Here is a 21,674-nt window from a genome sequence, read left to right on the forward strand (position 1 = left end):
ATGGGGCTAACAGAGTGGGCGTACTCGCTCTCCGAATCGATGCTGGCCGAACCGCTGCCGCGCCGCTGGGCGCACTCCCTCGGGGTAGCCAAGCGGGCACGTTCCCTGAGCCCGATCCTCGGCCGTGACGCCGACCTGCTGGAGGCTGCCGCCGTGCTACACGACGTTGGCTACTCCCCCTCAATCGCCACCACCGGCTTCCACCCGCTCGACGGGGCTCGGTTCCTCCGCGACCAGGAGGGAGCCGATGAGCGCGTCGTTCGGCTTGTGGCGCACCACTCTTGCGCTCTTCTGGAAGCCGAGGAGCGCGGGCTCCGGCACGATCTGGAGACCGAGTTCGAGCTGGAGAGGCCGGACCTGGTGGACGCGCTGATCGTGTCGGACATGACGACCACCCCGGACGGCGACCACACGACGCCTGCGGCCCGGCTCGACGAGATCGTGCAGCGGTACGGGCCAGACACGATCGTGGGCCGCTTCATCCAGCGAGCGGCGCCGGAGATCTACGCAGCCACGGAACGAGTGGAAGGGCGTATGGCGCGCGTTCAGACCGGCGCTCAACCCACGTAGGGCGCATTGCGCGACTCGTCCAGGCCGTGTTGGATCCGCAGCCGCATGGATGGGTGAATGTCCAGCTCATCAAGGTCCACCGGGCTTATCCAGCGGACCTCTTTGGATTCACTACTCGTGCGGAGGGTTCCTCCTACCGGGTGGGCCCGGAAGCAGATCGAGAACTGCTGCCGCACCTCGCCGTCGTCATACGCGAGGACGTGCTCCGGGTCGGTGTAGAGCCCGACAATGCCGTCCACCGCGACCTTGATCCCTGTCTCCTCCTCGACCTCGCGTACGACGGTGTCGCCGATACGCTCGCCGATGTCGTGGCCGCCACCAGGAAGTGCCCACAGGTTGTTATCGGTCTTGTGGATGACCAGGAGCCTGCCGGCGTCGTCGCGCACGATGGCCGTAACCGAGGGCACGACGGAGTTGACCGCAGGGGCGTCGGGGTCGCGGAAGTAGTCGATTCGGCTCATGTGCCTGGACCTCCCAGGTCGGTGGGTGAGGAGATGGGCCGCGCGGTCTCCCAGACTCGTTCGACGCTCTCAGCGTAGGCATCGAACAGCTCACCTCCGGGGACACGCTGGATGTGCAGAACTGGCGCCATGTAGGCGCCCACGCCGTACAGGTGACCGTTGGCGAGCATCTCGTCATCGGCCCGGTAGACCGAGTTGTAGAGGGTGGTGGAGTGCAGCCGGAACTCCACACCGGGGAGGCCGAACAGCGGGGCGTAGTTGACCAGCGCGTTGCGAATCTTGCTGGCCATCGCGCTCCCGATTCCCTCATCCTCACCTCGCACGGCGACAGCTGCGGACCCGGGATCTCCAAGCATGAACCGAACGCGGACGCCAGCGGCCGACCTTTCCTTCACGACCTGGTGGAAGGCCGCATCCTCGGTAAGCCAGAAGCCCGAGTACACGAGCACGTCGAAATGCCGTGACGCTCGGGCGTAGAGCTGCGGCCAGAGTCGGTTCGGAACCACTGACCGGTGAGGGTAGAGCCTGACTAGCTCTGCGTTCCCGGCCTCGGTGACCTCTGCCGACGTCCGCTCGTCCGGCCACAGGTAGGACATCTCGCACTGAAGAAGCGAGGCTGCCGCGTACTTGAAGCGACGGTATGGCTGCCGCTTGGGCTCATTGATCCAGCGTTCGACCGTCTTGGCTGACACGCCTAGCGCCTCGGCGACTTGATCGAGCGACAGGCCGCTCTTGGTGATCGCACCGCGTAACCGCTCATTGGCCATGTCGCTATCTCCCCGCACTGGGACGACTTGGTACGACCTCACCGTAGCGAAGTCGTGCACCAGTCGTACATGTGCAGAGTCCAACGTCCGGCCCGCATGAGCCAACCTGAAGACACATCAAGCGGAGGCAGTGTCAGCCCCCAAGAGTGAAGGGACTTGACGCAGCGAATCCACCTCCCCATGATGAGGAACAGGTATTACATGTACCTCTCGGGACTTAGGTCCGTCGTGAGGTGCTGCACGCGTACAGGGCGGGGACGCTGCAATCCCGCTACAGGCCAGGCAGAACAGGGTTTCGGCCCGTACTGGCGAGGTGGCCCGGCGACCGCGAGCAACGGCCGGAGAGTGGGGACTTGGTCCCCCTTGCAGTGTTTTGGCCCAACCGCCGCTATAGGGGGTCACAGTGATCCGCTTAAGAATCTGGGCCCGTTCGTGCTGGACCGGTACGGACGGATAGCCCTCCGCGTCACCCGCCGCCAGCAGTCACGCCGGAATCCCCGGTCGGCGGCCCGCCCCGCAGCCCGTACACGGCTGCGGCGGTTGCCTCCTTCGCCCGTCCGCCGCCTTTCGGGGTGTACGGGCGGGTTGAGGAGAGCCGCAGTTCTTCCTGTTCCACAACGAGGTGCAGCCCCGGCGCGGGAACGCCGGGGCTGCTGTTCGGGCCCGTTCCTGTCTGAGAGGAGCAAGACCCAATGAAGTCCATCGTTGCACGTCACACGGGTGTTACCCCGCTTCCGGTCGATCTGGAGCCGACGGACGTGGAGCTGAATGCGATCGAAGCTGAGATGCCTGTGGTCCTGGCCGAGGTCGAGTTGCTGGACGCGCTGATCGTTCTGCTGGACCGGCCGGCGTCGGAGTTCGATGGCCGCCGGATCCGGCGGGCACACCGGCGGGTGCTGGCGGCCCGCCGGGACGCGGCGAACAAGACCCCCGTGCCGCCGGCGGTGGCGTGATGCCCCGCGCACATTTGGTCCACCGCAATGGCGGGTGGCGTCTGTTCGTGGCGCTGCCCGGCGGGCGGAACTGGCCGACCCACTACTTCACGGGCGCTGGTGCGCAGACCGTTCAGGAGCGCTCACAGGCGCTCACCGAACTCAACTACGCGCTCACCGACGGGGGTGAGTGGTCCTGGACCGAGGACAGCGAGCAGGTCGACGACCCGGCCTCGCCGGTCATTCTGATCGCCGTCGCACCCGTCGTTTCGATCCTGGGGGGTACGTCGTGAGCGATGCTCATCTGCGCTCATCGGAACGCGCGTTGGCGTTCGGGACGTGGCTGATCGTGAGTGGGGCGATGCTCTACTCGATCCTGACGGTCACGCCGCTGATGGCCGCCCACACCCCCGATGCGTGGGACTGGACGGCGCCGATTCTGCCGCTCGTCGTGGACGCGGCGGTGCTCATCGTGGTCCGTCTCGACTCGGTCCTAGCCCGGCTGGGCGGGCACGGCGGGCCGTGGCCGGTGGCCCTGCGCTGGATGACGGGCGCCATGACGCTCCTGTTGAACATCGGCGCATCCGCGCTGGTGGGAGACATGGTGGGGGTCGCGGTCCACGCGGTTGCGCCCCTGCTGCTGATCGTCACCGCAGAGGCCGGCCTGGCCTACCGGCGTGCCCTGACCGCCGCCGTCCTCGCCGCCGAGGAACGCAAGCAAGCCCAGCGAGACGCGGCAGTACGAGCGGCCGCGGAGCGTGAGGAGAACCGGCTGCGGGCGGAGCGTGAACGCCGTGACCACGAGGCTGCGCAGGCGCGTGAGCAGCGTGAGCACGAGGCGAAGCTGGCCCGGGAAGCCGATGAGCGCCGGGCCCGGATCCTCCGTGAAGAGGCCGACCGTGCGGAGGCTGCGCGGCGGGCGGAGCAGGAGGCGCGGGACGAGCGTGAGCGCCGTGAGCACGAGCGTGAGCAAGCCGCGAAGGCGCGTGAGCAGGCTGCCCGGCAGGCCGCCGCCCAGCGTGCGGCCGAGGACCGCCGCCGGGCCGAGCAGGCACGGCAGGCGGCGGCGGAGCGGGCGGAGCGTGAGCGCGCCGAGCTGCTGTCCGCGGGCCCTGCCCTGGAGAAGCTCGGCGAGGTGCGGGCCCGGCAGGTCGTGCAGGCCGCCTACGCGGCCGGGCTGACGCAGCGGCAGGCGAGCGAACTCACCGGATGGTCCGCCGGCTGGATTGCCGCTCGCTACCAGGAACTGCGCGACCTCACCGCACCCACCCCGCGCCCGGCCCTCGAAGGAGCCACCCCGTGAAGCTCTCCCCGAACACCACCCCCGCCGAGCCGGACAACCTCCTGATCCGGTTCCACAACCAGGTCGGCGCGGCCGTCGACGTGATCGGCACCCGGGCCTACCAAGGCTCGGGATGGCGCTGCCACGGCTGCGGCGACCACTCCGACATGCTCGACGGCTTCCTCTTCACCCGCCGCAAGGCGAGCGACCACGCCACGGCCTGCCGGGCCTCGCTCCACCGCCTCCACTGATGGCCACCCTCCCCGTCTACCCCTGGCGCCTCGCCCCCGACGGGCTCGCCACCCGCCGGCAGCTGCGCGCCCTCGGTCTCCGCCCCGGCGGACAGGACGTCGCCGCCCAGCTGGAGCGACCCCGCCGCCGGCGCGGACCGCTGGTCGCCTACCTCTACCGGATCGACCAGGCCCGGCCCGTCCGGCCGATGACCCTGGGCCGCGCGGTGGCCCTCGCGAAGGCCAATGCCGCTCGCCGTTGGTGCCCGTCCTGCCGCCGCGATGCCGGGTACGTGATCCCGGCCTCGCTTGGTATGTGCACCCCGTGCGCGTACCCGGATGAACAGCGCGTCGCCTGATCAGCACGAGAGCCCGGCCGCCAGCCTCCACAGCGCCGGCCGGGCTCTCTCTCCCGTGAAGGAGCACGTTCAGCATGACCGAGACCATCACCGAACCGCAGGCACCCCCCGAAGAAACCACCCCCACCCCGTCCCCGGCCGACACCGGCACCCCGAAGGCCGGGAAGGAGGTGGAGCACACCCCGGGTGGCTTCCCCGTGGTGCCGCTGTCCCTGACGGGGACGAACACCGCGGCCAGCCTGTTCGCCACGGCCGCCCTCGCCGGCGGGCCGGTCGCCGCTGCGATCGCAATGACCGGCGCCGCCGTACTGGGCACCGCCGCCGCCCACCACCGCAACAAGCGCAGCGGCAGTAAGAAGACCCCGGCCAAGACCTCCCCGACGGCCACCAAGAACACAAGCGGTGGCGCGCGGCATGGCATTTCGGGCCGGATCCCTTCACAGCCTCGCACCTCACCTCGAACGCCCGTCGCCGGTGGCTCCCGCAAGACCGCAGGTGGCCACACCAACCACCGAGCGAGCGGCCCGAGCGGCTCTGCCCGGTCCGGCGGTTCGGTCGGCAAGCACAGCAAGCCCGGTAAGCCGTCGGTCCGGCAGCGCGCCGTACACGCGGCGGGTGGCCTGGCCGGTGGGCGTGCGGGTCAGGTGCAGGCGCTGCGCCAGCAGGCCCGCGCCCAGACACCGACCCGCGCCGCAGCACGTTCAGCGGCGGTGCAGGCGCGCCGCCAGGTCGCCGACACCCGCCGCGCTGCCAAAGCCGCCGAGCGGGCGGCCGGGGCTACCGGGCCGAAGTCCCGTGGGCCTGCTGCCCGCACCCTGGCCAGGGGCATGACCAAAGCCGCAGCCGCCCGGGACAAGACCCTAAGTACCGCCCGCAGCGCGCGGGACTGGGCCGCTGGTCGGGCCGTCGCAGGCGACCGCGCCTCCGTGCAGACGGCCGCGCACCGGGCGCGGGTCGCGCAGCTGAAAGCGCCCGCGCAGAAGGCGGCCCGGAAGGCGCTGCTGCGGTCCGCGGCCCGGTTCCAAGCCCGGCGTGCCCTGTCTGCCGCCCTCGGCGGTGCGCTCGGCCTGCTGGGCATGGTGACCACCCCGCTCGGCCGCAAGCTCGGCTGGGCCTGGCTGCAGCACCCCGGCCGGCGCCTCTACCGCTTTCTCCTCGGCCGCGCCCGCGCCGAGCGGGAGGACCGGGACGCCGGTATCCGCAACGGGCTTGAGGACGCCGAGCGGGCCGCCGAGGAGCAGGCGGACGCCGAGCACGAGCAGGACATCAATGGCGACCAGCTCGGCGAGCGTGCCGAGCGGCCGGACGCCATGACCCCCGCACCACCCACTGGTGAAGGAGCACAGCTGATGGACAGCACGACGTCTGGGTTCAGGTTCGAGGAACTGGCCGCGGAGATGGAGCAGGCCGCGCAGGCCTACGAGCCCGAGAACGCCATGGAGATCCTCGCCATGGTCGAAGGACTCCCGGAGGCTCTGGGGTCGATCGCGAACATCATGCGGATCCTCGCCGAGCGCTCCGATTCCGAGTTCCCGCTGGAGAAGGAGGTCGCGGACGGGTTCGCCGACATCTACGGCGCACTCAACTCCGCCACCGCGGTCGCCGAGGACCTGGGGCCGGTGTTCCGGCAGGCCCTCGAGGCCGACATCGCCCGCCACGAGGACCCCCGCAACGGCCCCGACGCCGAGAAGGGATGGAACGTCTGATGGCCAGCAAGACCAAGAGCAAGACCGTCGAGCACCAGGGCCTTGCGCTGGACTGGGCCGCCGGTCACGGCCCCATCACTGGTGCCCTGTCTGCGACCACCGGTGCGTACGCGGTGGCCACGGTCGGCACGCTCGCCCACATGCCGCCCGGCTGGGCCCTCGCCGTCGGCACCGTCGGCGCGATCGGCCACACGGCGTCGGGGCTGCGGCAGAAGCTCGCCGGCCGGACCATCACCTCCCGCGCGGCGTCCTGGCTCCTCGGTTCCGGCTGGACCACCTGGGCGCTGGCGACCGGCCCGCTGGAGTGGACCAAGCTCGGGGCCTTGGCCGTCCTGGGTGTGGGCATGGGGGCCGCGGCTCGCTCGGTCGGGTTCTACGAGGAGGCGAGGGAGCTGGAGGCCATCGCCGCTGCTGAACGGCAGGTGGCCCGCGAACTCTCGGCCGAGCGGCGGGCGATCGCCGCGGAGTGGGTGGACCGGGTGCAGCGGGTGTGCGGGCTCACGCTGCGGATTCTGGCGGTGGAGGTATGGCCGACCGGTACGGGCTTCACGATCGACGCTGACCTTCCGCCCGGTGGGGCGACCTGGCACAAGGTCGCCCAGTACAACGCCGCCCTCTCCGCGGATGCCCGACTGCCGAACGGCTGCACCGCCGCCGCCTCAGCAGGCATCAATCAAGGCCGGGTGCTGATCGACGTCACCACGGTCAACGTCCTGGCCGAGGACATCGCCTACCCGACCGACTACGGTTCCCTGTCGGTCCACACCGGCCTGCCGCTCGGGGTGCGGACCGACGGACGCCCGGTGGAGGTGTTCCTGCGCGAGCAGTGCGCGATCGCGGTCGGCCCCACCGGTTCCGGCAAGACCAACTTCGTCCACACCTTCATCGGGGCGGTGGCGCGGGCTGAGGACATGCTGGGCTGGGTCATCGACCTCAACGCCGGATCGGCCGGCCTGCCCTGGGTCCGCCCCGCCATGACCCCGACCGAAACCGCGCAGGCCGTCCGGCCCGGCATCGACTGGCTCGCCTCCACCCCGGAGGAAGCACACCGGATGCTCGATGCGGCGATCGCGATCGCCAAACAGCGGAAGGTCGCCTACCAGCAGCTCATGGCCGACGCAGACACCGACCTGCTCCCCATCAGCCCGCGGATCCCGCAGATCGAGCTGATCATCGACGAGGGCGCCGAGATCCTCGCCAGCAACGACAAGGCCATGAAGGCACTCGCGGCGAAGATCCTGGAGGTCATCCGGATCTCCCGCGCCATGGGCCTGCGGACCTTCCTCACCGCGCTCGGCGCCACCGGAACCGTCCTCGGCAACCTGATGATTCGCCGGGAAGCCAAGGTCCGCATCGCGCTGACGGGCGGCGAGAAGGAGGGCATGGACCTGGCCAAGCTCTTCCCCGGCCGCCGCGGCCTGAGCATCGAGCAGGCCCCCTACAAGGGCTCCGGCTTCCTCGGAACCCCCGAATCCCCGGCCGCCCTGTTCAAGTCCTGGCGGATCAAGCCCGCCCAGATCCGCGACATCGTCCTGGCCACCTCCGACCGACACCCCCGCCTCGACGACATCTCCGCCAAAGCCGCAGGCCCCGACTATGCCCGCCGCTGGGACGCGGGCCGCACCGCCTGGATCAACGACCACACCCCCGACGACACCGACACCACCAGCAGCACGGCGCCGACCGCCGCGCCGGCGGGTGGGCTGAACCTGAGTGCCCACCGGCAGACCGCCGTGGCCACGTCGGACGAGGAGCGGCTGGCCGAGGCCTTCCGCGCGCAGATCGACGCCCAGTTCGCCACCGCCCCCGACCCGGAAACGGAACCCACCTCCGCGCCGAAGGCGGCCCCGGGCGGGCTGAACTTGTCCGCGCTGCGCGGTGAGCAGGACAACGCCGCCCGCCAGGCCGCCCTCGCCGTCCTGGAGGCGGCCGGGCCCGAGGGAACCGGGGCATCGGCGATCGCCCGAGCCCTCGCCGACACGTACGGAACGAACCGGCAGACCATCAGCGGGTGGCTCCAGGAGTGGGCCGACGAGGGGCTCGCGGTGCGGGTCGGGTCGGGCACCAAGACCCGCTACGTCCACCACACCCACACCCCCGACGCATGACCCCTTGTCGCTTGTCGGCCCCCGCCGGCAAAGGTGCCCTCCCGGACGGTTAGGGGGGCCGGAAACGGGCTCTGACCTCGTGGGCGACAAGCGACAAGACAAGCGACAAGACAAGGCACGCGACAAGTGGGACGACAAGCCACACGACAAGCACGCGACAAGCCGCACGGGCACCGCCTACCAGTTCTCGTAGGTGGTGCCCGTCCCGTTGAAGGGACCGCGTTGTGCACACCGAACCCCACCAGCCGCTCACCCCCGCCACCCACTACGGCGACCCCATCCACCGCCCCCGGCCGATCCAGCCGCACACCATCCTGCTGCCCGCCGACGTCCCGCCCGGCGTGGACTGGGTGACCCTCCCGAACGGGGTCCGCACCCTCGCCTACACCCACCCCCACCCCGGCCCGACGGCGGAACCGGAACCGGCCCGCGCCGAGCCGATACCGCGCTGGGCCAAGACGACCGCGCTCCTCGCCCCGACGCTCGGCGGCGGGATCGCCGCGGCCGGGTTCGGGATCTCCTACGCCGCACCCGGAGTCCTCGCCATGGCCGAAGCCCTCTGGGCCACCGTCACCCTCATCGCCGCCGGGACCCTCACCCCACTCCTCCTCCGCGCAAGCCGCGGCAAGGGCCGTCGGGGTGCGGGGCCGGTGCAGCACATCACCCAGAACATCAGCGCGTCCGGGATGTTCGGCCGCGCCACCGGAACCCTCAACAACCGCTGAAAGGCCACCACGTGAACCAGCCCCTGCCCGAGCGCGTCGCCGACGCGGCCGCGCTCCTCACCGGCACCCGCACCGTCCGCTGCCCGTATCCCGGATGCCGAGTCTCCGTCCGCTACCCGCACGTCACCCCCGACGAGGCCAAGCGCCTGACCGACCTGGCCACCGACCACACCCGCCACTGAGGGAGGAGAGACCGACATGTCCGACGAGGACTTCGCCTGCGGCGAAGGGCACTGCCAGTGCTACTGCACCGATGCCGGCCACGCCTGCGGATGTGACTGCCCCCGCTGCGCCCACTGCCAGCAGGCACCCGAGGACTGCGACTGCGACGACGACTACTGACCGTCGGCAGAACTGAACACAACGAGGGCGGCCCCCTCTCGCCAAAGACCGGGCCGCCCTCATCCACAACCGTCAAAAACCTGTGGAGGAACCCAGCATGACTCAACTCACCACCTCCGCGCAGCTGTGCGCAGCCCTCGACCTCGCCGGGCGGGGCATTCCCGTGCTGCCGTTACGGGAGGGCAAGGCGCCCATGGGGAACTGCCGGGCCTGCGGGAAGAACGCCTGCGGCGGCCGGCCGAACATGAAGACCCCCGGCCCCTGCGAGTGCGCGGCGCCGTGCCACGCCTGGGCCGCCGCCACCACCGACCCGGCCGTCCTCACTTCCGCCGCCTGGGCTCTGGCCTGGCGGCAGGCCGCGGCTGTTGCCTACCACCCCGGCGGTACTGGCCTCACCGTGGTCGACCTCGACAACGCCGACGCGATCGCGTGGGCCCGGCAGAACCTGCCCGCCACGCGGACCGTGCCCAGCACCCGCGGGGAGCACTGGATCTACCTGGGCACCATGGCCTCTCCCAACGGCGTACGCCCGGGCGTCGACATCAAGTCCCTGATGTCCTACGCCCGATGGCTCGGCCCTGGCACCGGCACCATGACGCCCCTCCCGGACGTCGTGCGCGCGCTCGCCGTGAAGGAGCCCACCGCCCGGCCCGCGTCGAGTGCCTCCACCGTGTCGGCGCCGCCCGGGGGCGGGCAGTGCCCGCACCGCTCGCCCGCCTACCTGGAACGCGGGATCGCAATGGCGGAGCAGCGGATCGAGGAGGCCCCGGACGGCATCCACCGGACCGTGTTCCGGATGTTCCTCGCGGTGCTGTCCGCGCACGGCCGGTGCGGCTGCCTCACCGACGGCCATATCGCCCGCCTGTTCACCGCGGCGCAGACTCGGGGCGAGTCGCTGCGGCACTGCGAGGACGCCTGGAGCAACGCCCGCACTCAGCTGGGGATGTGACCGTGACCGACGAGGACAAGACCCCGGCACGGCAGATCATCACGGACTACGCGCAGGCTCATTTTCGGTACTTCCGCACCACCGAAGGCACCGTCTACGCACAGAAGAACGGCCACCCCGTCGCCCGCCCGATCCGTTCGCAGGGCACGACCGGAAGCCACCGGCAGGAACTCATGGTCGGCCTGTTCAACGACGGCAAAGGCTCCTTCAACGGGACCGCGCTCAAGGAGGCACTCGACTTGATCGAAGCACTCGCACTCAGCCAGGACGTCCAGCCCACCCACATCCGAGTCGCCCCCGGATTCGACGGCGCGACCTGGCTCGACCTCGGCCGCGACGACGGCCAGTCCGTCCGCATCCACCCCACCGGCTGGGACATCCGCGTCCCCGACCCCCACGAAGTGTGCTGGCGCCGTACCCAGCTCACCGGCGAACTCCCGATCCCCGAGAAGGACACCGACGGCAAGGGCATCGACGCACTGCTGCGGCTGTGCAACTTCGCCAACGCCGAGAGCGAGTGCCTGGCCATCGCGTGGCTGATCGGATGCCTGGAGCCGTCCGTCCCCGTCCCCGCCCCGTTCCTCACCGGCCCCCAGGGCGCCGGCAAGTCCACCGCCGGCCGCATGCTCGTGAGGATCATCGAAGGCATGACCGGCGACCTGCGGCGGGCACCGAAGGACGAGGAGAACCTGATCACGGCCGTCGCGGCCGGGTGGGTCACCGCTCTGGACAACCTCTCCCACCTGCCCCCGGACCTCTCCGACCTGATGTGCTGCATCGTCACCGGCGCCGAGAGCATCAAGCGCGCCCTGTTCACCGACGGGGACGTCGTGCGCTCCCGCTACCGCCGCCCCCTGCTGCTGACCGGCATCGACGTGGGCGTCATCCGCCCCGACCTCGCCGAACGCCTCCTGCCCCTGCGGCTGGTGCGGCCCCAGGTCCGCAGGACGGAGGCTGAGCTGTGGGCGGAGTACGCCCCCGCCCTGCCCGTCATCCTCGGCTCCCTCCTGGACCTCACCGTCAAGGTGCGGGCCACCGAGGCCGACACCCCCACAGACCTGCGCATGGCCGACTTCGCCCGCCTGTGCGCCCAGCTCGACACCGCCACCGGCCTCAGCTCCCTGACCGCCTACCGGGCCAGCCTCGACGACCTCAACGACGACGTCATCGAAGGCGACCTCCTCGCGCAGACCGTCCTTAAGCACGCCGCCAGCCTCACCCCGGGCGAGGAAGTGCGGATGACCTCAGCCGAGTGGCTGCACGCCCTCACCCAGCTCTACACCGGCGAGGACTTCCGGCCCCTGCCCAAAGGGTGGCCGACCACCGGCAAGGTCTTCTCCGACCGCCTCAAGCGCCTCCAGCCCACCCTCGCCGCCCGCGGCGTCCTCGTCGACTGGGGCCGCACCAAAACCGCCCGCTACATCAGCATGACCCGCCCCGCCCCCACCACGGAGCCGCACGAGCAGGAGGCAGCATTCTGACCGACGCGCCACGCGGGACCCGCACAAGCAAGAGGAGCACCCCGGGCCGGAACGGGGGGCGTGCTCTTCTTGCTTGTCCCGGCGGCTTGCCGCCGCTGCAAAGGTCGTGCCGCTCCGCGGCTCCCTCTTCGCGCTTGAAGACGCACCGCACCACAGCAGAAACCACCCCGCTCTTTTCCTAAGAGAAGAGAAGCTGCGTCACCCGCGTCACCAGCACCCCTCAAACCGCCCGTGAACTGCGGATACAGGGGTGACGCAGACGGCCCGCGGCTGCGTCATCCTGCGTCATCTGCGTCACCGCCCCACGTCACCGGATGACGCAGGTGACGCAGATCGGTGACGCACACCCACCCCCTGTGTCACCCAAAACCGCAGGTCAGCGCCGCGAATGACGCAAGTGACGCGGTGACGCAGAAATCCGAAGGTCGGACAGGTGCCGCCCGAAGAGGGGCCTCACCTTCCCCCAGCACCCCGCCGAGAGGACAGGACCAGCCTGTGAAGCGAGACCCGCTGCCCCACCTCTACTACCCGGCCGATGTTGCCAGCGCGCTCGGCAAGTCCGAGTGGTGGGTCAAGGAGCAAGCACGCAACGGTCGGATCCCGTACACGAAGCCGGGCCGCGCGTACCGGTTCACGGCCGAGCAGTTCGCGGAGATCATCAGCCTCTTCGCCGAGGGCCCCAGCGGCCCGCGCGTCGCCCGGCAGATCCGGTCGGCCGAGGTCCGTGCGCAGGAGGCGCCCAAGCAGTTGAGGCCCGCGCCCGCCACCCGGCTGCGGGCGCGTCCTCCGCGACGCACTGCCCGGCAGGACCAGCAGCAGGCCGCCGCCTGATCACCGCCCCGCCCGGGATCCCGGGCGGGGCTCACTCATAGAGAGAGCACTTTGGGATTCGCAGAGAACCGCGGGGACTACTGGCGGGGGCGATACAAGATCGAGCCCGGCAAGTACGGCACCGTCAAAGACGAGTACGGCAAGACGATCCGCTTCCGAACCAAGCGCGCAGCCGAAAAGGCGGCGGCCGTAGAGGAGGAGAGGGCGCTCACCGCCAGCCGTGCTGCTCCGGCCGCTGCCCCCGAGCGCATCACCTTCGGCGACTACGCGAGCCGCTGGTACGAGGCCCAGGACCTGGCTGCCTCCACGATGCAGAACTACCGCCGGCACATCGAAGAGCACCTTCTCCCGCAGTTCGAGGAAGCCGTCGTCAGCGAGATCACGAAGGGAGAGATCGACACCTGGGAGCGAGGCGAGCGCGCCCGCGGATACGCGGCCAGCAGCATCAAGACCTGGCGCGGCACCCTGCATCTGATCCTCGCCGACGCGGTGGACGAGGAACTGCGCGAGTCGAACCCGGCAACCCGCCGCCGGGGCCGCGGGAAACGGGCCGGCCGATCCCGGAGCCGCGGCCCGGAGAAGGTGGTGACGTCCGCCCTCGGTGTTCTGCTGATCGCCGAGCGCGCCGCGCTGTTGTCCGGAAGGGACGACGAGTTCGTCGGCGTCGTGACCAAGGGATACACCGGAATGCGGTGGGGCGAGATCGTCGGGCTGGAGACCGAGTACGTCCGCCCGACTGCCGTGCGAGTCGAGCATCAGCTCTACGAGCTGGACTCGGGGGAGATGCACCGATGTCCTCCCAAGGACGACTCCTACCGGACCATCGACACCCCTGAGTGGTTGGCCCGGCTGCTGCGGGGCCAGGGAGCACGCGCGGGGGACCGCCCGTGCAACTGTCATGGTCTGCGCTACCTGTTCAGCGGGCACGCTGCGGCGAACGGGGCGGTACAGCGCCCGGGAGCCAAGCTGGTGGACGTCGCCCGCGTGGCAGGGGTCTCCACCGGCACGGTCTCCAACGTGCTGAACCGGCCGGCCGCGGTGGCTGACAGCACTCGGGTCGCGGTCGAGCAGGCCATCGCCGATCTCGGGTACATCCGGTACTGGCCTTCCACCGAGAACGCGCCGCACTGGAGGCGCAACGGATTCGCCACGTGGCTGTTCCAGCCCGCGGCGACCGGCTGGTACCCGAAGAAGGCTCCGCAGGAGGCACGGCCGGTGCCGCTCCGGGCGGAACCGTGGCCGGGGGGCCCCGCCCGCGGGCGGGGTGCCGCCCAGCGAGCCGAGGCGTCGTGGGTGCCGATCGCGCGGGGGCTCACGCCCCATGGGCTGCGGCACAGCCACAAGACGATGATGGACGAGCTGCGGACCCCGCCGAAGCTCCAGGACGAGCGGATGGGGCACGAGGACGGTTCGGTGCAGGCCCGCTACTCTCACATCACGCCGGAGATGCGGCAGGAGCTGATGGCCGGCCTGACCTGCATGTGGGAGGAGTCGCTCGCGGCTCGCCGTCGCATGTCGCCAGGGTCGCCGGTCACCGTCCTGGACGCCCTGCTGAGGGCGGAGAGCTAGGGGAGTGGGAGAAGCCGTTTCGGCGGAGATTTCTCCCAGGATTCTCCCGAGAGCCCTGGGAGAAGCAGTCAGGGCCGGTCTCCTCGGAAGGAGACCGGCCCTGAGCTGGTGTTTCTCTGTCGGGGTGGCGGGATTTGAACCCACGACCTCTTCGTCCCGAACGAAGCGCGCTGCCAAGCTGCGCTACACCCCGATCGCCGCCTTGCAGCGCTTGCTGCCCTGGCGACATCGATTACTTTAGCGGACCTGCGGCCGGAGACGAAATCCGGTTTTCGCGGAGTGGCCCCCGGGCCGGCGGTCGGGCCGTCCCGGCTCGTGCCGCGTGCGGCCGGGCCCGGGTGGGCGAGGCCGGGGGGCTACGGCTTGGGGGTCAGGGTGAGGAGGGTGGCTTCCGGGGGGCAGGCGAAGCGGACCGGGGTGTAGCGGTTGGTGCCGCAGCCCGCCGAGACGTGCAGGTACGCCCGCCGGCCGGCCGCCTCGTACGTGGAGAGGCCCTTCACCCGCTTCGTGTCCAGGTCGCAGTTGGTGACGAGCGCCCCGTAGAAGGGGATGCACAGCTGCCCGCCGTGGGTGTGGCCCGCCAGGATCAGCGGGTAGCCGTCCGCCGTGAAGGACTCCAGCGTGCGCAGGTACGGGGCGTGCACCACGGCCAGAGAGAAGTCCGCGTCGGCCTCCGGGCCGCCCGCCACCCTCTCGTACCGGTCGCGCTTGATGTGCGGGTCGTCCAGTCCGGTGAAGGCCAGCTCCAGGCCGTCCAGCTTCATCCGCGCCCGCGTGTTGGTGAGGTTCAGCCAGCCCGCCGCGTCGAAGGCGTCCCGCATCTCCTCCCACGGGTTGTGGACGGCGCCGACCACCGGCTTGTTGCCGTTCAGCCCGTGCCGGCCCTGGGTCTTCTCGATCAGGTAGCGCCCGGGGTTGCGCAGCCGGGGCCCGTAGTAGTCGTTGGACCCGAAGACGTACGCGCCCGGGAACGACATCAGGGGACCCAGGGCGTCGAGCACCTCCGGCACGCCGTCGGTGTCGGAGAGGTTGTCGCCGGTGTTCACCACGAAGTCCGGGCGCAGGCCCGCCAGGGAGTGGAGCCAGGCGCGCTTCTTGCGCTGGCCGCCGACCATGTGGATGTCCGAGACCTGGAGTACGCGCAACGGGCGCATCCCCGGGGGCAGGACGGGCACCGTGACCCGGCGCAGGCGGAAGGACCGCGCCTCGAAACCGGCGGCATAGGCCACTCCAGCGGCCCCGACCGCCGCGATTGTGGCAGCGGTCTTCAGGGGTACTCCGTAACGCGCGCGCATGCACCCATCGTCGCAGACCCGGAAAACCGGCGGGCGCCACCGCCCCCGCACCTGGCAGACTCATGGGCATGACCACGCTCAAGGCCAAGCTCCAGGAAGACCTCACGACCGCCATCAGGGCGCGGGACGAGCTGCACTCGTCGACGCTGCGCCTGACCCTCTCCGCCATCACCAAGGAGGAGGTCGCGGGCAAGGAGGCACGCGTGCTCTCCGACGAGGAAGTCCTCAAGGTGATCGCCAAGGAGGCGAAGAAGCGCCGCGAGGCCGCGGATGCCTTCGCCCAGGGCGGCCGTCCCGAGCAGGCCGCGCGGGAGACCGCCGAGGGTGAGTTCCTCGACACGTACCTGCCCAAGCAGCTCTCGGACGACGAGCTCTCCGCGATCGTGGCGCAGGCCGTGGCGGAGGCGAAGGCCGCGGGCGCCGAGGGGCCGCGCGCCATGGGGGCGGTCATGAAGATCGTGAACCCCAAGGTCGCCGGTCTGGCCGAGGGCGGCCGGGTCGCCGCCGCCGTCAAGCAGCAGCTCCTCTAGGGCGTCTCCCCGGCTCCTGCCGGAACCCGCCCGGCACCGGGAACGAGGGAGGGCCCCCGCCGGAAACCGGCGGGGGCCCTCCCCCTTTTTTTTGCTCCGCGTGTCGCGGCGCTCTGCTTTCGTCCCGTCCCGTCCCGTACCGTCCCGCTCCGCGTGTCGCCGCTACCGCTGCTCGCGGCCGCCGAACAGGCCCGGGTCCAGCGTGATGTCCGGGAACGGGGGGTAGCCCGTGTCGCCGCCCGTGCCGCCCTGACCCCCGCCGGTGCCGCCGCCGGGGCGTCCGCCGGGCTTGCCGTCGCCGCCCGGCCTGCCCGGCCTCGCCGGCGGGTTCGGGTTCGGGTTCGAGGTCGGGTTCGCGCGTCCCGGGGCGCCGGCCGGAAGCTGCGGCTCCGGGATGCTGACCGTCGTGAAGCGGGGGGCCTCGCGGCCGGACAGCGCGCCGCTGACCGCGTCCTTCCAGATCGGGCCGGGCAGACCGCCGCCGAACACCTTGGCGTACGAGCGCCCGCCGATCTCGATGTTCTCCATCGAGATCTTCTTCGCGCCGCCGGATCCGACCCACACCGCCCCGGAGATGTTCGGCGTGTAGCCGACGAACCAGGCGTTGTAGCGGGAGTCGGTCGTACCGGTCTTGCCCGCGTTGTCGCGGTCGGTCAGGCCGGCCCGCTCACCCGTGCCGGAGTCGACCACTCCGCGCAGCAGGGTGTTGATGGTGTCGGCCGTCGACTCGGACATGGCCCGGTCGCACTTGCTCTTCGGTACCGCCAGCGCCTTGCCGTGCGCGTCGGTGATCGACTCGATGGCGACCGGGGTGCAGAACACGCCCCGGTTGGCGAAGGCGGCGTACGCGTTGGCCATCGTCAGCGGGGAGAGCTCGGCGGAGCCGAGCGCGATGGACGGCGCCTCGGGCAGCTTGGAGCCGTCGGCCGGGTTCACGCCCAGCTTCTGCGTCATCTCCGCCACCGGGCAGAGGCCGATCTCGCCGATCATCTCGACGAAGTACGTGTTGATCGACTTCTCCATGGCCGTCCGCAGGGCGTAGGGGCCGATCTCGTCCTCGGTCTCGTTCTCGGCCGTCGCGGTCTTGCCGCTGCCGTCCCGCAGGTTCAGCCACTGGGTGCCGTCGCACTTGGGGATCGGGCTCGGGTACTCGATCCGGTTCGGCGCCCCGTAGACCTTCGTCGGCGGCATGCCCCGCTCCAGCGCGGCGGCCGCGATGAACGGCTTGAAGGTCGAACCCACCTGGAAGCCGAAGTTCGAGCCGCCCATCCGCTTGTCGACGGAGTAGTTGATCTGCGTCTCGTTCTTCCCGAAGCCGTACGGCTTGGACTGCCCCATCGCCAGCACCCGGCCGGTGCCCGGCTGGACCATGGTCACAGCCGTCGCGATCGAGTCCTCCTGGTAGACGTGGTCCTTGATCGACTCGTTGGCCGCGTCCTGCGACTGCGGGTCCAGGGTGGTCCGTACGGTCAGACCGCCCTGGTTCCAGACCTTCGCCCGCTCCTCGCGCGTCTTGCCGAAGACCGCGTCGGTCAGGAAGGAGTTGCGCACGTAGTCGCAGAAGAAGCCGGCGCCCTTGACGGCGGTGATGCAGCCGTTCTTCGGGCGCATCACCTTCAGGGTGACCGGCTTGGCCTTCGCCGCGTCCGCCTCCGCCTGCGAGACGTCCTTGATGTCGGCCATCCGCTGCAGGACGATGTTGCGGCGCTTCATCGCCTCCTGCGCGTCGTTCACCGGGTCGTAGCGGCTGGGCGACTGGACGACGCCCGCCAGCAGCGCGGCCTCCTCCAGCGCCAGGTCCTTGGCCGGCTTGCTGAAGTAGCGCTGGGCGGCCGACTCGATTCCGTACGCCTGCTGGCCGAAGTACGTGATGTTGAGGTAGTTCTCCAGGATCTTCTTCTTCCCGAGTTCCTCCTCGACCTGGATCGCGTACTTCAGCTCGCGGATCTTGCGCCCGAGGCTCTTCTCCTGCGCCTCGCGCACCTTGGTCTCGTCGTCGCCGGCCTCTTCGACGAACACGTTCTTCACGTACTGCTGCGTCAGCGTGGAGGCTCCCTGCGCGGCGCCGCCTTCCTGCGCGTTGCGGTTGACCGCGCGCAGGATGCCCTTGAGGTCGACCGCGCCGTGCTCGTAGAAGCGCGAGTCCTCGATGGCGACGATCGCCTTCTGCATATACGGGGAGACCGCCGTGAGGGGGACCACCTGGCGGTCGCGTGAATAGACGGTGGCGATCAAGCCACCCTCCGCGTCCAGAATGGTGGTCCGCTGGCTCAGCGGCGGAGTCTTGAGATTGGCCGGGATCTCATCGAATCCCTCGACCGTGCCCTTGGCCGCGAGCCCCAGGGCACCCGCCGCCGGAATGGCCATACCGGCCAGCACAATTCCGGAGAGAACGGACACACCGAGGAACTTGACGGCTTGCTGGCTCCCCGTGAGCCCGCCGCCCGAGCGCTTCTTTCCCATGGAGGGCAGCCTACGTTCTGATTCGCCGGACACGTGCGAATGCCTTGGCCTAAGCTGTCCCCAACTGTCACAGCAGTGCGGTACGACATCAACCCCTCGGCTTGATTTTCACCCTTCCCGAATGGGGTGGACTCATGTCCGAATCCCGCCTTCTGTGGTGCGCGACCTCTCCCGATTCCACCCGAATCGCCGGAATGGTCGGGCATGTCGCCGGATCACTCCGTCGGGTGATCTGCCGCTTACCCATAGTCCGTTCGGACCATTCAAGATTGGGCCCGTCGGGGGTGTTGCGCCGTGCCCGCCTTCCGTAACGTCCTCAACTGGCAGCGGTGAATATGCCGCTACCGCCGTGGGGGAGCCTCGATTCGGGAGAGGACGGCGCCGGGATGGGCTGGGTTACCGACTGGAGTGCGCAGGCAGCCTGCCGCACTACCGATCCGGATGAACTATTCGTTCAAGGAGCGGCACAGAACAGGGCCAAGGCGGTGTGCACCGGATGTCCGGTGCGGACCGAATGCCTGGCCGACGCGCTCGACAATCGCGTCGAGTTCGGCGTGTGGGGCGGAATGACCGAGCGGGAACGACGCGCGCTGCTGCGCCGCCGTCCCACCGTCACCTCGTGGCGACGGCTGCTCGAAACCGCCCGCACGGAGTACGAGCGCAGCACAGGCATCCTCACCATGGATGACGACGCGGAGATCGACATTCCGTACGAGACGTTCGCGGCAGTCGGGTAGACCATCCGGCCGCCACATCGTCGGAACGCCTACGCTCCGGCCGGTACCCCGGCCGCGAGTCGCTCTCCGATGGCCCGCAGCCCGGCGAGGTCGTGCACATCGCCGGGCAGGGCGGCCACTTCGGCCACCGCCACCTCGGGGTGCAGTGAGGTGAAGCGATCGCGTGTGCGCTGCTCACGCGCGATCACCTGCATCCGTTCCGCGTGCAGGCGCAGCAGTCCCGCAGTGATCCGGTCGACCTCCGCGGTGCCGCCTTCGGCACTGGGGGAGCCGGGCCCGGGAGTGGGGACGGCCTCCTCGGCCGCCCCGCGTTCTCCAGCTTTCCCGGACTCCTGATCGACAATGCCGCCTTCCTCAAGATTCTCCGCGGCGGCCAACGCCCGTTCGGCGGACAGCTGGTCGGCGCCGCTCGCGTGCACCCGGTTGAGCACCAGGCCGGCCAGCGGCATCTTCTCCGCGGCCAGCCGCTCCACGAAGTACGCCGCCTCGCGCAGGGCGTCCGGCTCGGGGGACGCGACCACCAGGAAGGCCGTACCAGGAGCCTGGAGCAGTCGGAAGGTGGCGTCCGCGCGGGTGCGGAAGCCGCCGAACATCGTGTCCATGGCGGCCACGAAGGTCTGCACGTCGCCCAGCAGCGAGGCCCCCATGAGCTTGCTGAGCGTGCCGGTCATCATCGACATGCCGACATTGAGGAACTTCATCCCCGCCCGACCGCCGACCTTCGCCGGAGCCATCAGCACCCGGATGAACTTCCCGTCCAGGAAGGACCCCAGCCGCTTCGGCGCGTCCAGGAAGTCCAGCGCGGACCGGCTCGGCGGGGTGTCGACGATGATCAGGTCCCAGTCGTCCCGGGCCGACAGCTGCCCCAGCTTCTCCATCGCCATGTACTCCTGCGTGCCGGCGAAGCCGGCCGACAGGGACTGGTAGAAGGGGTTGGCGAGGATGGCCCGGGCCCGCTCACCGTCCGCGTGCGCCTCGACGATCTCGTCGAAGGTCCGCTTCATGTCGAGCATCATGGCGTGCAGCCGGCCGCCCCCGGCCACCCCCGCGCCCGCGACCTCGCGCGGGGTGTTGTCCAGCGAGTCGATCCCCATCGACTGCGCGAGCCGGCGCGCCGGGTCGATGGTGAGCACGACCACCTTGCGGCCGCGCCCGGCGGCCCGTACGCCCAGCGCCGCGGCCGTGGTGGTCTTGCCGACCCCGCCCGACCCGCAGCACACGATGATCCGGGTCCCCGGGTCGTCCAGCAGAGCGTCGACCTCCAGCCGCGGCGGAGTGTCCAGGCCCACGGTGTCCACCCCCTCGCTCATTCGGCCACCGCCTGCTTGCGCAGGTCCTTGGCCAGCCGGTAGAGCCCGGCCAGGTCCATCCCCGCTCCCAGCAGGGGCAGTTCGTACGTCGGCACGTCCAGCTCCCGCAGCACCGCGCGCTGACTCCGCTCCAGCTCCACCCGGCTCGCGTGCTCGGCGGCCTGCGTGAGCAGCGGCTCCACCAGCCGCTCGGCCAGCCCGCCGCGCCGCGCGCCGCCCAGTCCGGCCCGGGACAGCGCCTTCGCCACCTCGGCGCGGTGGCCGCCCGCGGCGGCGCGCAGGTTCTCCTCGTCCAAGTGGTGCGGCCGGACCATGTTGACCACGACGCGGCCCACCGGAAGCCCCGCCCCCACGAGCTCCGCGATGCCGTCGGCGGTCTCCTGGACCGGCATCTCCTCCAGCAGGGTGACCAGATGGACGGCCGTCTCGGGGGACTTGAGGACCTTCATGACGGCCTGCGCCTGGTTGTGGATCGGCCCGAACCGGGCGAGCCCCGCCACCTCGTCGTTCACGTTCAGGAACCGCGTGATCCGCCCGGTCGGCGGCGCGTCCATGACCACGTGGTCGTAGACGAACCGGCCGGCCCGGTCCTTGCGCCGCACCGCCTCGCACGCCTTGCCGGTGAGCAGCACGTCCCGCAGCCCCGGCGCGATGGTCGTCGCGAAGTCGATGGCGCCGAGCTTCTTGAGCGCGCGGCCAGCCGAGCCGAGCTTGTAGAACATCTGGAGGTAGTCGAGCAGCGCCCGCTCGGCGTCGATGGCCAGCGCGAAGACCTCACCGCCCCCCGGCGCGACGGCGATCTTCCGCTCCTCGTACGGGAGCGCCTCGGCGCCGAACAGCTGCGCCAGTCCCTGCCTGCCCTCGACCTCCACGAGAAGAGTCCGCCTGCCCTCGCGTGCGAGGGCGAGCGCGAGTGCCGCGGCGACCGTGGTCTTGCCGGTGCCGCCCTTGCCGCTGACCACCTGGAGCCTGCTCACAGCGTCCGAGCCTAACCACTCGGGTCCCGGCGCGCGCAGGAGCCCCGCAT

At 70.6% G+C, this 21,674-nt stretch carries 23 protein-coding genes and 1 tRNA gene; 17 read left to right on the forward strand and 7 right to left on the reverse strand.

Annotated elements, in window-relative coordinates:
- Complete coding sequence (locus ACFWUQ_RS05120) at positions 1 to 570, forward strand: HD domain-containing protein (protein WP_384532952.1); 570 nt, start codon at positions 1 to 3, stop codon at positions 568 to 570.
- Here ACFWUQ_RS05120 and ACFWUQ_RS05125 read toward each other — a convergent pair.
- Both ACFWUQ_RS05125 and ACFWUQ_RS05130 read right to left on the reverse strand, forming a co-directional pair.
- Complete coding sequence (locus ACFWUQ_RS05125; RefSeq protein ID WP_384532955.1) at positions 558 to 1,031, reverse strand: NUDIX domain-containing protein; 474 nt, start codon at positions 1,029 to 1,031, stop codon at positions 558 to 560. The two genes, ACFWUQ_RS05120 and ACFWUQ_RS05125, sit on opposite strands and share 13 nt — an antisense overlap.
- Positions 1,028 to 1,798 (reverse strand): helix-turn-helix domain-containing protein, encoded by a 771-nt coding sequence (locus ACFWUQ_RS05130; RefSeq protein ID WP_384532957.1) that lies wholly within the window; start codon positions 1,796 to 1,798, stop codon positions 1,028 to 1,030. Before ACFWUQ_RS05130 ends, ACFWUQ_RS05125 begins: the two co-directional genes overlap by 4 nt.
- 692 nt (positions 1,799 to 2,490) lie before the next feature.
- Between ACFWUQ_RS05130 and ACFWUQ_RS05135 the strand changes: the two genes are divergently transcribed.
- The 14 genes from ACFWUQ_RS05135 to ACFWUQ_RS05200 all read left to right on the forward strand — a co-directional run bounded on the left by ACFWUQ_RS05135 (position 2,491) and on the right by ACFWUQ_RS05200 (position 14,312).
- Complete coding sequence (locus ACFWUQ_RS05135) at positions 2,491 to 2,751, forward strand: DUF6284 family protein (RefSeq protein ID WP_384532959.1); 261 nt, start codon at positions 2,491 to 2,493, stop codon at positions 2,749 to 2,751.
- A 47-nt stretch (positions 2,752 to 2,798) separates the two neighbouring features.
- Positions 2,799 to 3,023: a DUF6303 family protein gene (locus ACFWUQ_RS05140; RefSeq protein ID WP_384532962.1), complete on the forward strand. Its 225-nt coding sequence runs from the start codon at positions 2,799 to 2,801 to the stop codon at positions 3,021 to 3,023.
- A complete protein-coding gene (locus ACFWUQ_RS05145) occupies positions 3,020 to 4,033 on the forward strand; it encodes a DUF2637 domain-containing protein (RefSeq protein WP_384532965.1) in 1,014 nt (337 codons plus the stop codon). The genes ACFWUQ_RS05140 and ACFWUQ_RS05145 overlap by 4 nt, the downstream gene beginning before the upstream one ends.
- The gene (locus tag ACFWUQ_RS05150; RefSeq protein ID WP_384532966.1) at positions 4,030 to 4,263 is read left to right on the forward strand and encodes a hypothetical protein; all 234 of its coding nucleotides are present in this window, start codon (positions 4,030 to 4,032) and stop codon (positions 4,261 to 4,263) included. Before ACFWUQ_RS05145 ends, ACFWUQ_RS05150 begins: the two co-directional genes overlap by 4 nt.
- A complete protein-coding gene (locus tag ACFWUQ_RS05155) occupies positions 4,263 to 4,601 on the forward strand; it encodes an RRQRL motif-containing zinc-binding protein (protein ID WP_384532968.1) in 339 nt (112 codons plus the stop codon). The genes ACFWUQ_RS05150 and ACFWUQ_RS05155 overlap by 1 nt, the downstream gene beginning before the upstream one ends.
- A 74-nt stretch (positions 4,602 to 4,675) precedes the next feature.
- The gene (locus tag ACFWUQ_RS05160) at positions 4,676 to 6,307 is read left to right on the forward strand and encodes a hypothetical protein (protein WP_384532970.1); all 1,632 of its coding nucleotides are present in this window, start codon (positions 4,676 to 4,678) and stop codon (positions 6,305 to 6,307) included.
- Positions 6,307 to 8,415 carry a hypothetical protein gene (locus ACFWUQ_RS05165; protein WP_384532972.1) on the forward strand — a complete coding sequence of 703 codons (2,109 nt, stop codon included), beginning with the start codon at positions 6,307 to 6,309 and terminating at the stop codon, positions 8,413 to 8,415. The genes ACFWUQ_RS05160 and ACFWUQ_RS05165 overlap by 1 nt, the downstream gene beginning before the upstream one ends.
- Before the next feature lie 224 nt (positions 8,416 to 8,639).
- Entirely contained in the window at positions 8,640 to 9,140 is a 501-nt protein-coding gene (locus ACFWUQ_RS05170) for a hypothetical protein (RefSeq protein ID WP_384532975.1), read from the forward strand.
- 11 nt (positions 9,141 to 9,151) lie between these two features.
- Positions 9,152 to 9,322, forward strand: coding sequence for a hypothetical protein (locus tag ACFWUQ_RS05175; protein WP_384532977.1), 171 nt, complete (start codon positions 9,152 to 9,154; stop codon positions 9,320 to 9,322).
- Between the two features lie 16 nt (positions 9,323 to 9,338).
- Positions 9,339 to 9,482 (forward strand): hypothetical protein, encoded by a 144-nt coding sequence (locus ACFWUQ_RS05180; RefSeq protein WP_384532980.1) that lies wholly within the window; start codon positions 9,339 to 9,341, stop codon positions 9,480 to 9,482.
- A gap of 97 nt (positions 9,483 to 9,579) precedes the next feature.
- Complete coding sequence (locus tag ACFWUQ_RS05185; protein WP_384532982.1) at positions 9,580 to 10,431, forward strand: bifunctional DNA primase/polymerase; 852 nt, start codon at positions 9,580 to 9,582, stop codon at positions 10,429 to 10,431.
- 2 nt (positions 10,432 to 10,433) lie between these two features.
- Positions 10,434 to 11,912: an ATP-binding protein gene (locus ACFWUQ_RS05190; RefSeq protein WP_384532985.1), complete on the forward strand. Its 1,479-nt coding sequence runs from the start codon at positions 10,434 to 10,436 to the stop codon at positions 11,910 to 11,912.
- 495 nt (positions 11,913 to 12,407) lie between these two features.
- The gene (locus tag ACFWUQ_RS05195; protein WP_384532987.1) at positions 12,408 to 12,743 is read left to right on the forward strand and encodes a DNA-binding protein; all 336 of its coding nucleotides are present in this window, start codon (positions 12,408 to 12,410) and stop codon (positions 12,741 to 12,743) included.
- Positions 12,744 to 12,794: 51 nt separating this feature from the next.
- Positions 12,795 to 14,312 carry a LacI family DNA-binding transcriptional regulator gene (locus ACFWUQ_RS05200; RefSeq protein ID WP_384532990.1) on the forward strand — a complete coding sequence of 506 codons (1,518 nt, stop codon included), beginning with the start codon at positions 12,795 to 12,797 and terminating at the stop codon, positions 14,310 to 14,312.
- Positions 14,313 to 14,431: 119 nt separating this feature from the next.
- Here ACFWUQ_RS05200 and ACFWUQ_RS05205 read toward each other — a convergent pair.
- Both ACFWUQ_RS05205 and ACFWUQ_RS05210 read right to left on the reverse strand, forming a co-directional pair.
- Positions 14,432 to 14,505, reverse strand: a tRNA-Pro gene (locus ACFWUQ_RS05205).
- Between the two features lie 163 nt (positions 14,506 to 14,668).
- A complete protein-coding gene (locus ACFWUQ_RS05210) occupies positions 14,669 to 15,607 on the reverse strand; it encodes a metallophosphoesterase (protein WP_384532993.1) in 939 nt (312 codons plus the stop codon).
- A gap of 68 nt (positions 15,608 to 15,675) precedes the next feature.
- Between ACFWUQ_RS05210 and ACFWUQ_RS05215 the strand changes: the two genes are divergently transcribed.
- Entirely contained in the window at positions 15,676 to 16,137 is a 462-nt protein-coding gene (locus ACFWUQ_RS05215) for a GatB/YqeY domain-containing protein (RefSeq protein ID WP_384532996.1), read from the forward strand.
- Between the two features lie 162 nt (positions 16,138 to 16,299).
- On the opposite strand, the gene ACFWUQ_RS05220 is transcribed toward ACFWUQ_RS05215, so the two are convergent.
- Positions 16,300 to 18,600 (reverse strand): transglycosylase domain-containing protein, encoded by a 2,301-nt coding sequence (locus ACFWUQ_RS05220; protein ID WP_384532998.1) that lies wholly within the window; start codon positions 18,598 to 18,600, stop codon positions 16,300 to 16,302.
- A 386-nt stretch (positions 18,601 to 18,986) separates the two neighbouring features.
- Between ACFWUQ_RS05220 and ACFWUQ_RS05225 the strand changes: the two genes are divergently transcribed.
- Entirely contained in the window at positions 18,987 to 19,337 is a 351-nt protein-coding gene (locus tag ACFWUQ_RS05225; RefSeq protein ID WP_384533001.1) for a WhiB family transcriptional regulator, read from the forward strand.
- 29 nt (positions 19,338 to 19,366) lie between these two features.
- On the opposite strand, the gene ACFWUQ_RS05230 is transcribed toward ACFWUQ_RS05225, so the two are convergent.
- Positions 19,367 to 20,647: an ArsA family ATPase gene (locus ACFWUQ_RS05230; protein WP_384533003.1), complete on the reverse strand. Its 1,281-nt coding sequence runs from the start codon at positions 20,645 to 20,647 to the stop codon at positions 19,367 to 19,369.
- Positions 20,644 to 21,624, reverse strand: coding sequence for an ArsA family ATPase (locus ACFWUQ_RS05235; RefSeq protein WP_384533005.1), 981 nt, complete (start codon positions 21,622 to 21,624; stop codon positions 20,644 to 20,646). The genes ACFWUQ_RS05230 and ACFWUQ_RS05235 overlap by 4 nt, the downstream gene beginning before the upstream one ends.
- Between the last annotated feature and the right edge of the window lie 50 nt (positions 21,625 to 21,674).

It is taken from the genome of Streptomyces sp. NPDC058662, assembly GCF_042716255.1.
GTDB lineage: Bacteria > Actinomycetota > Actinomycetes > Streptomycetales > Streptomycetaceae > Streptomyces.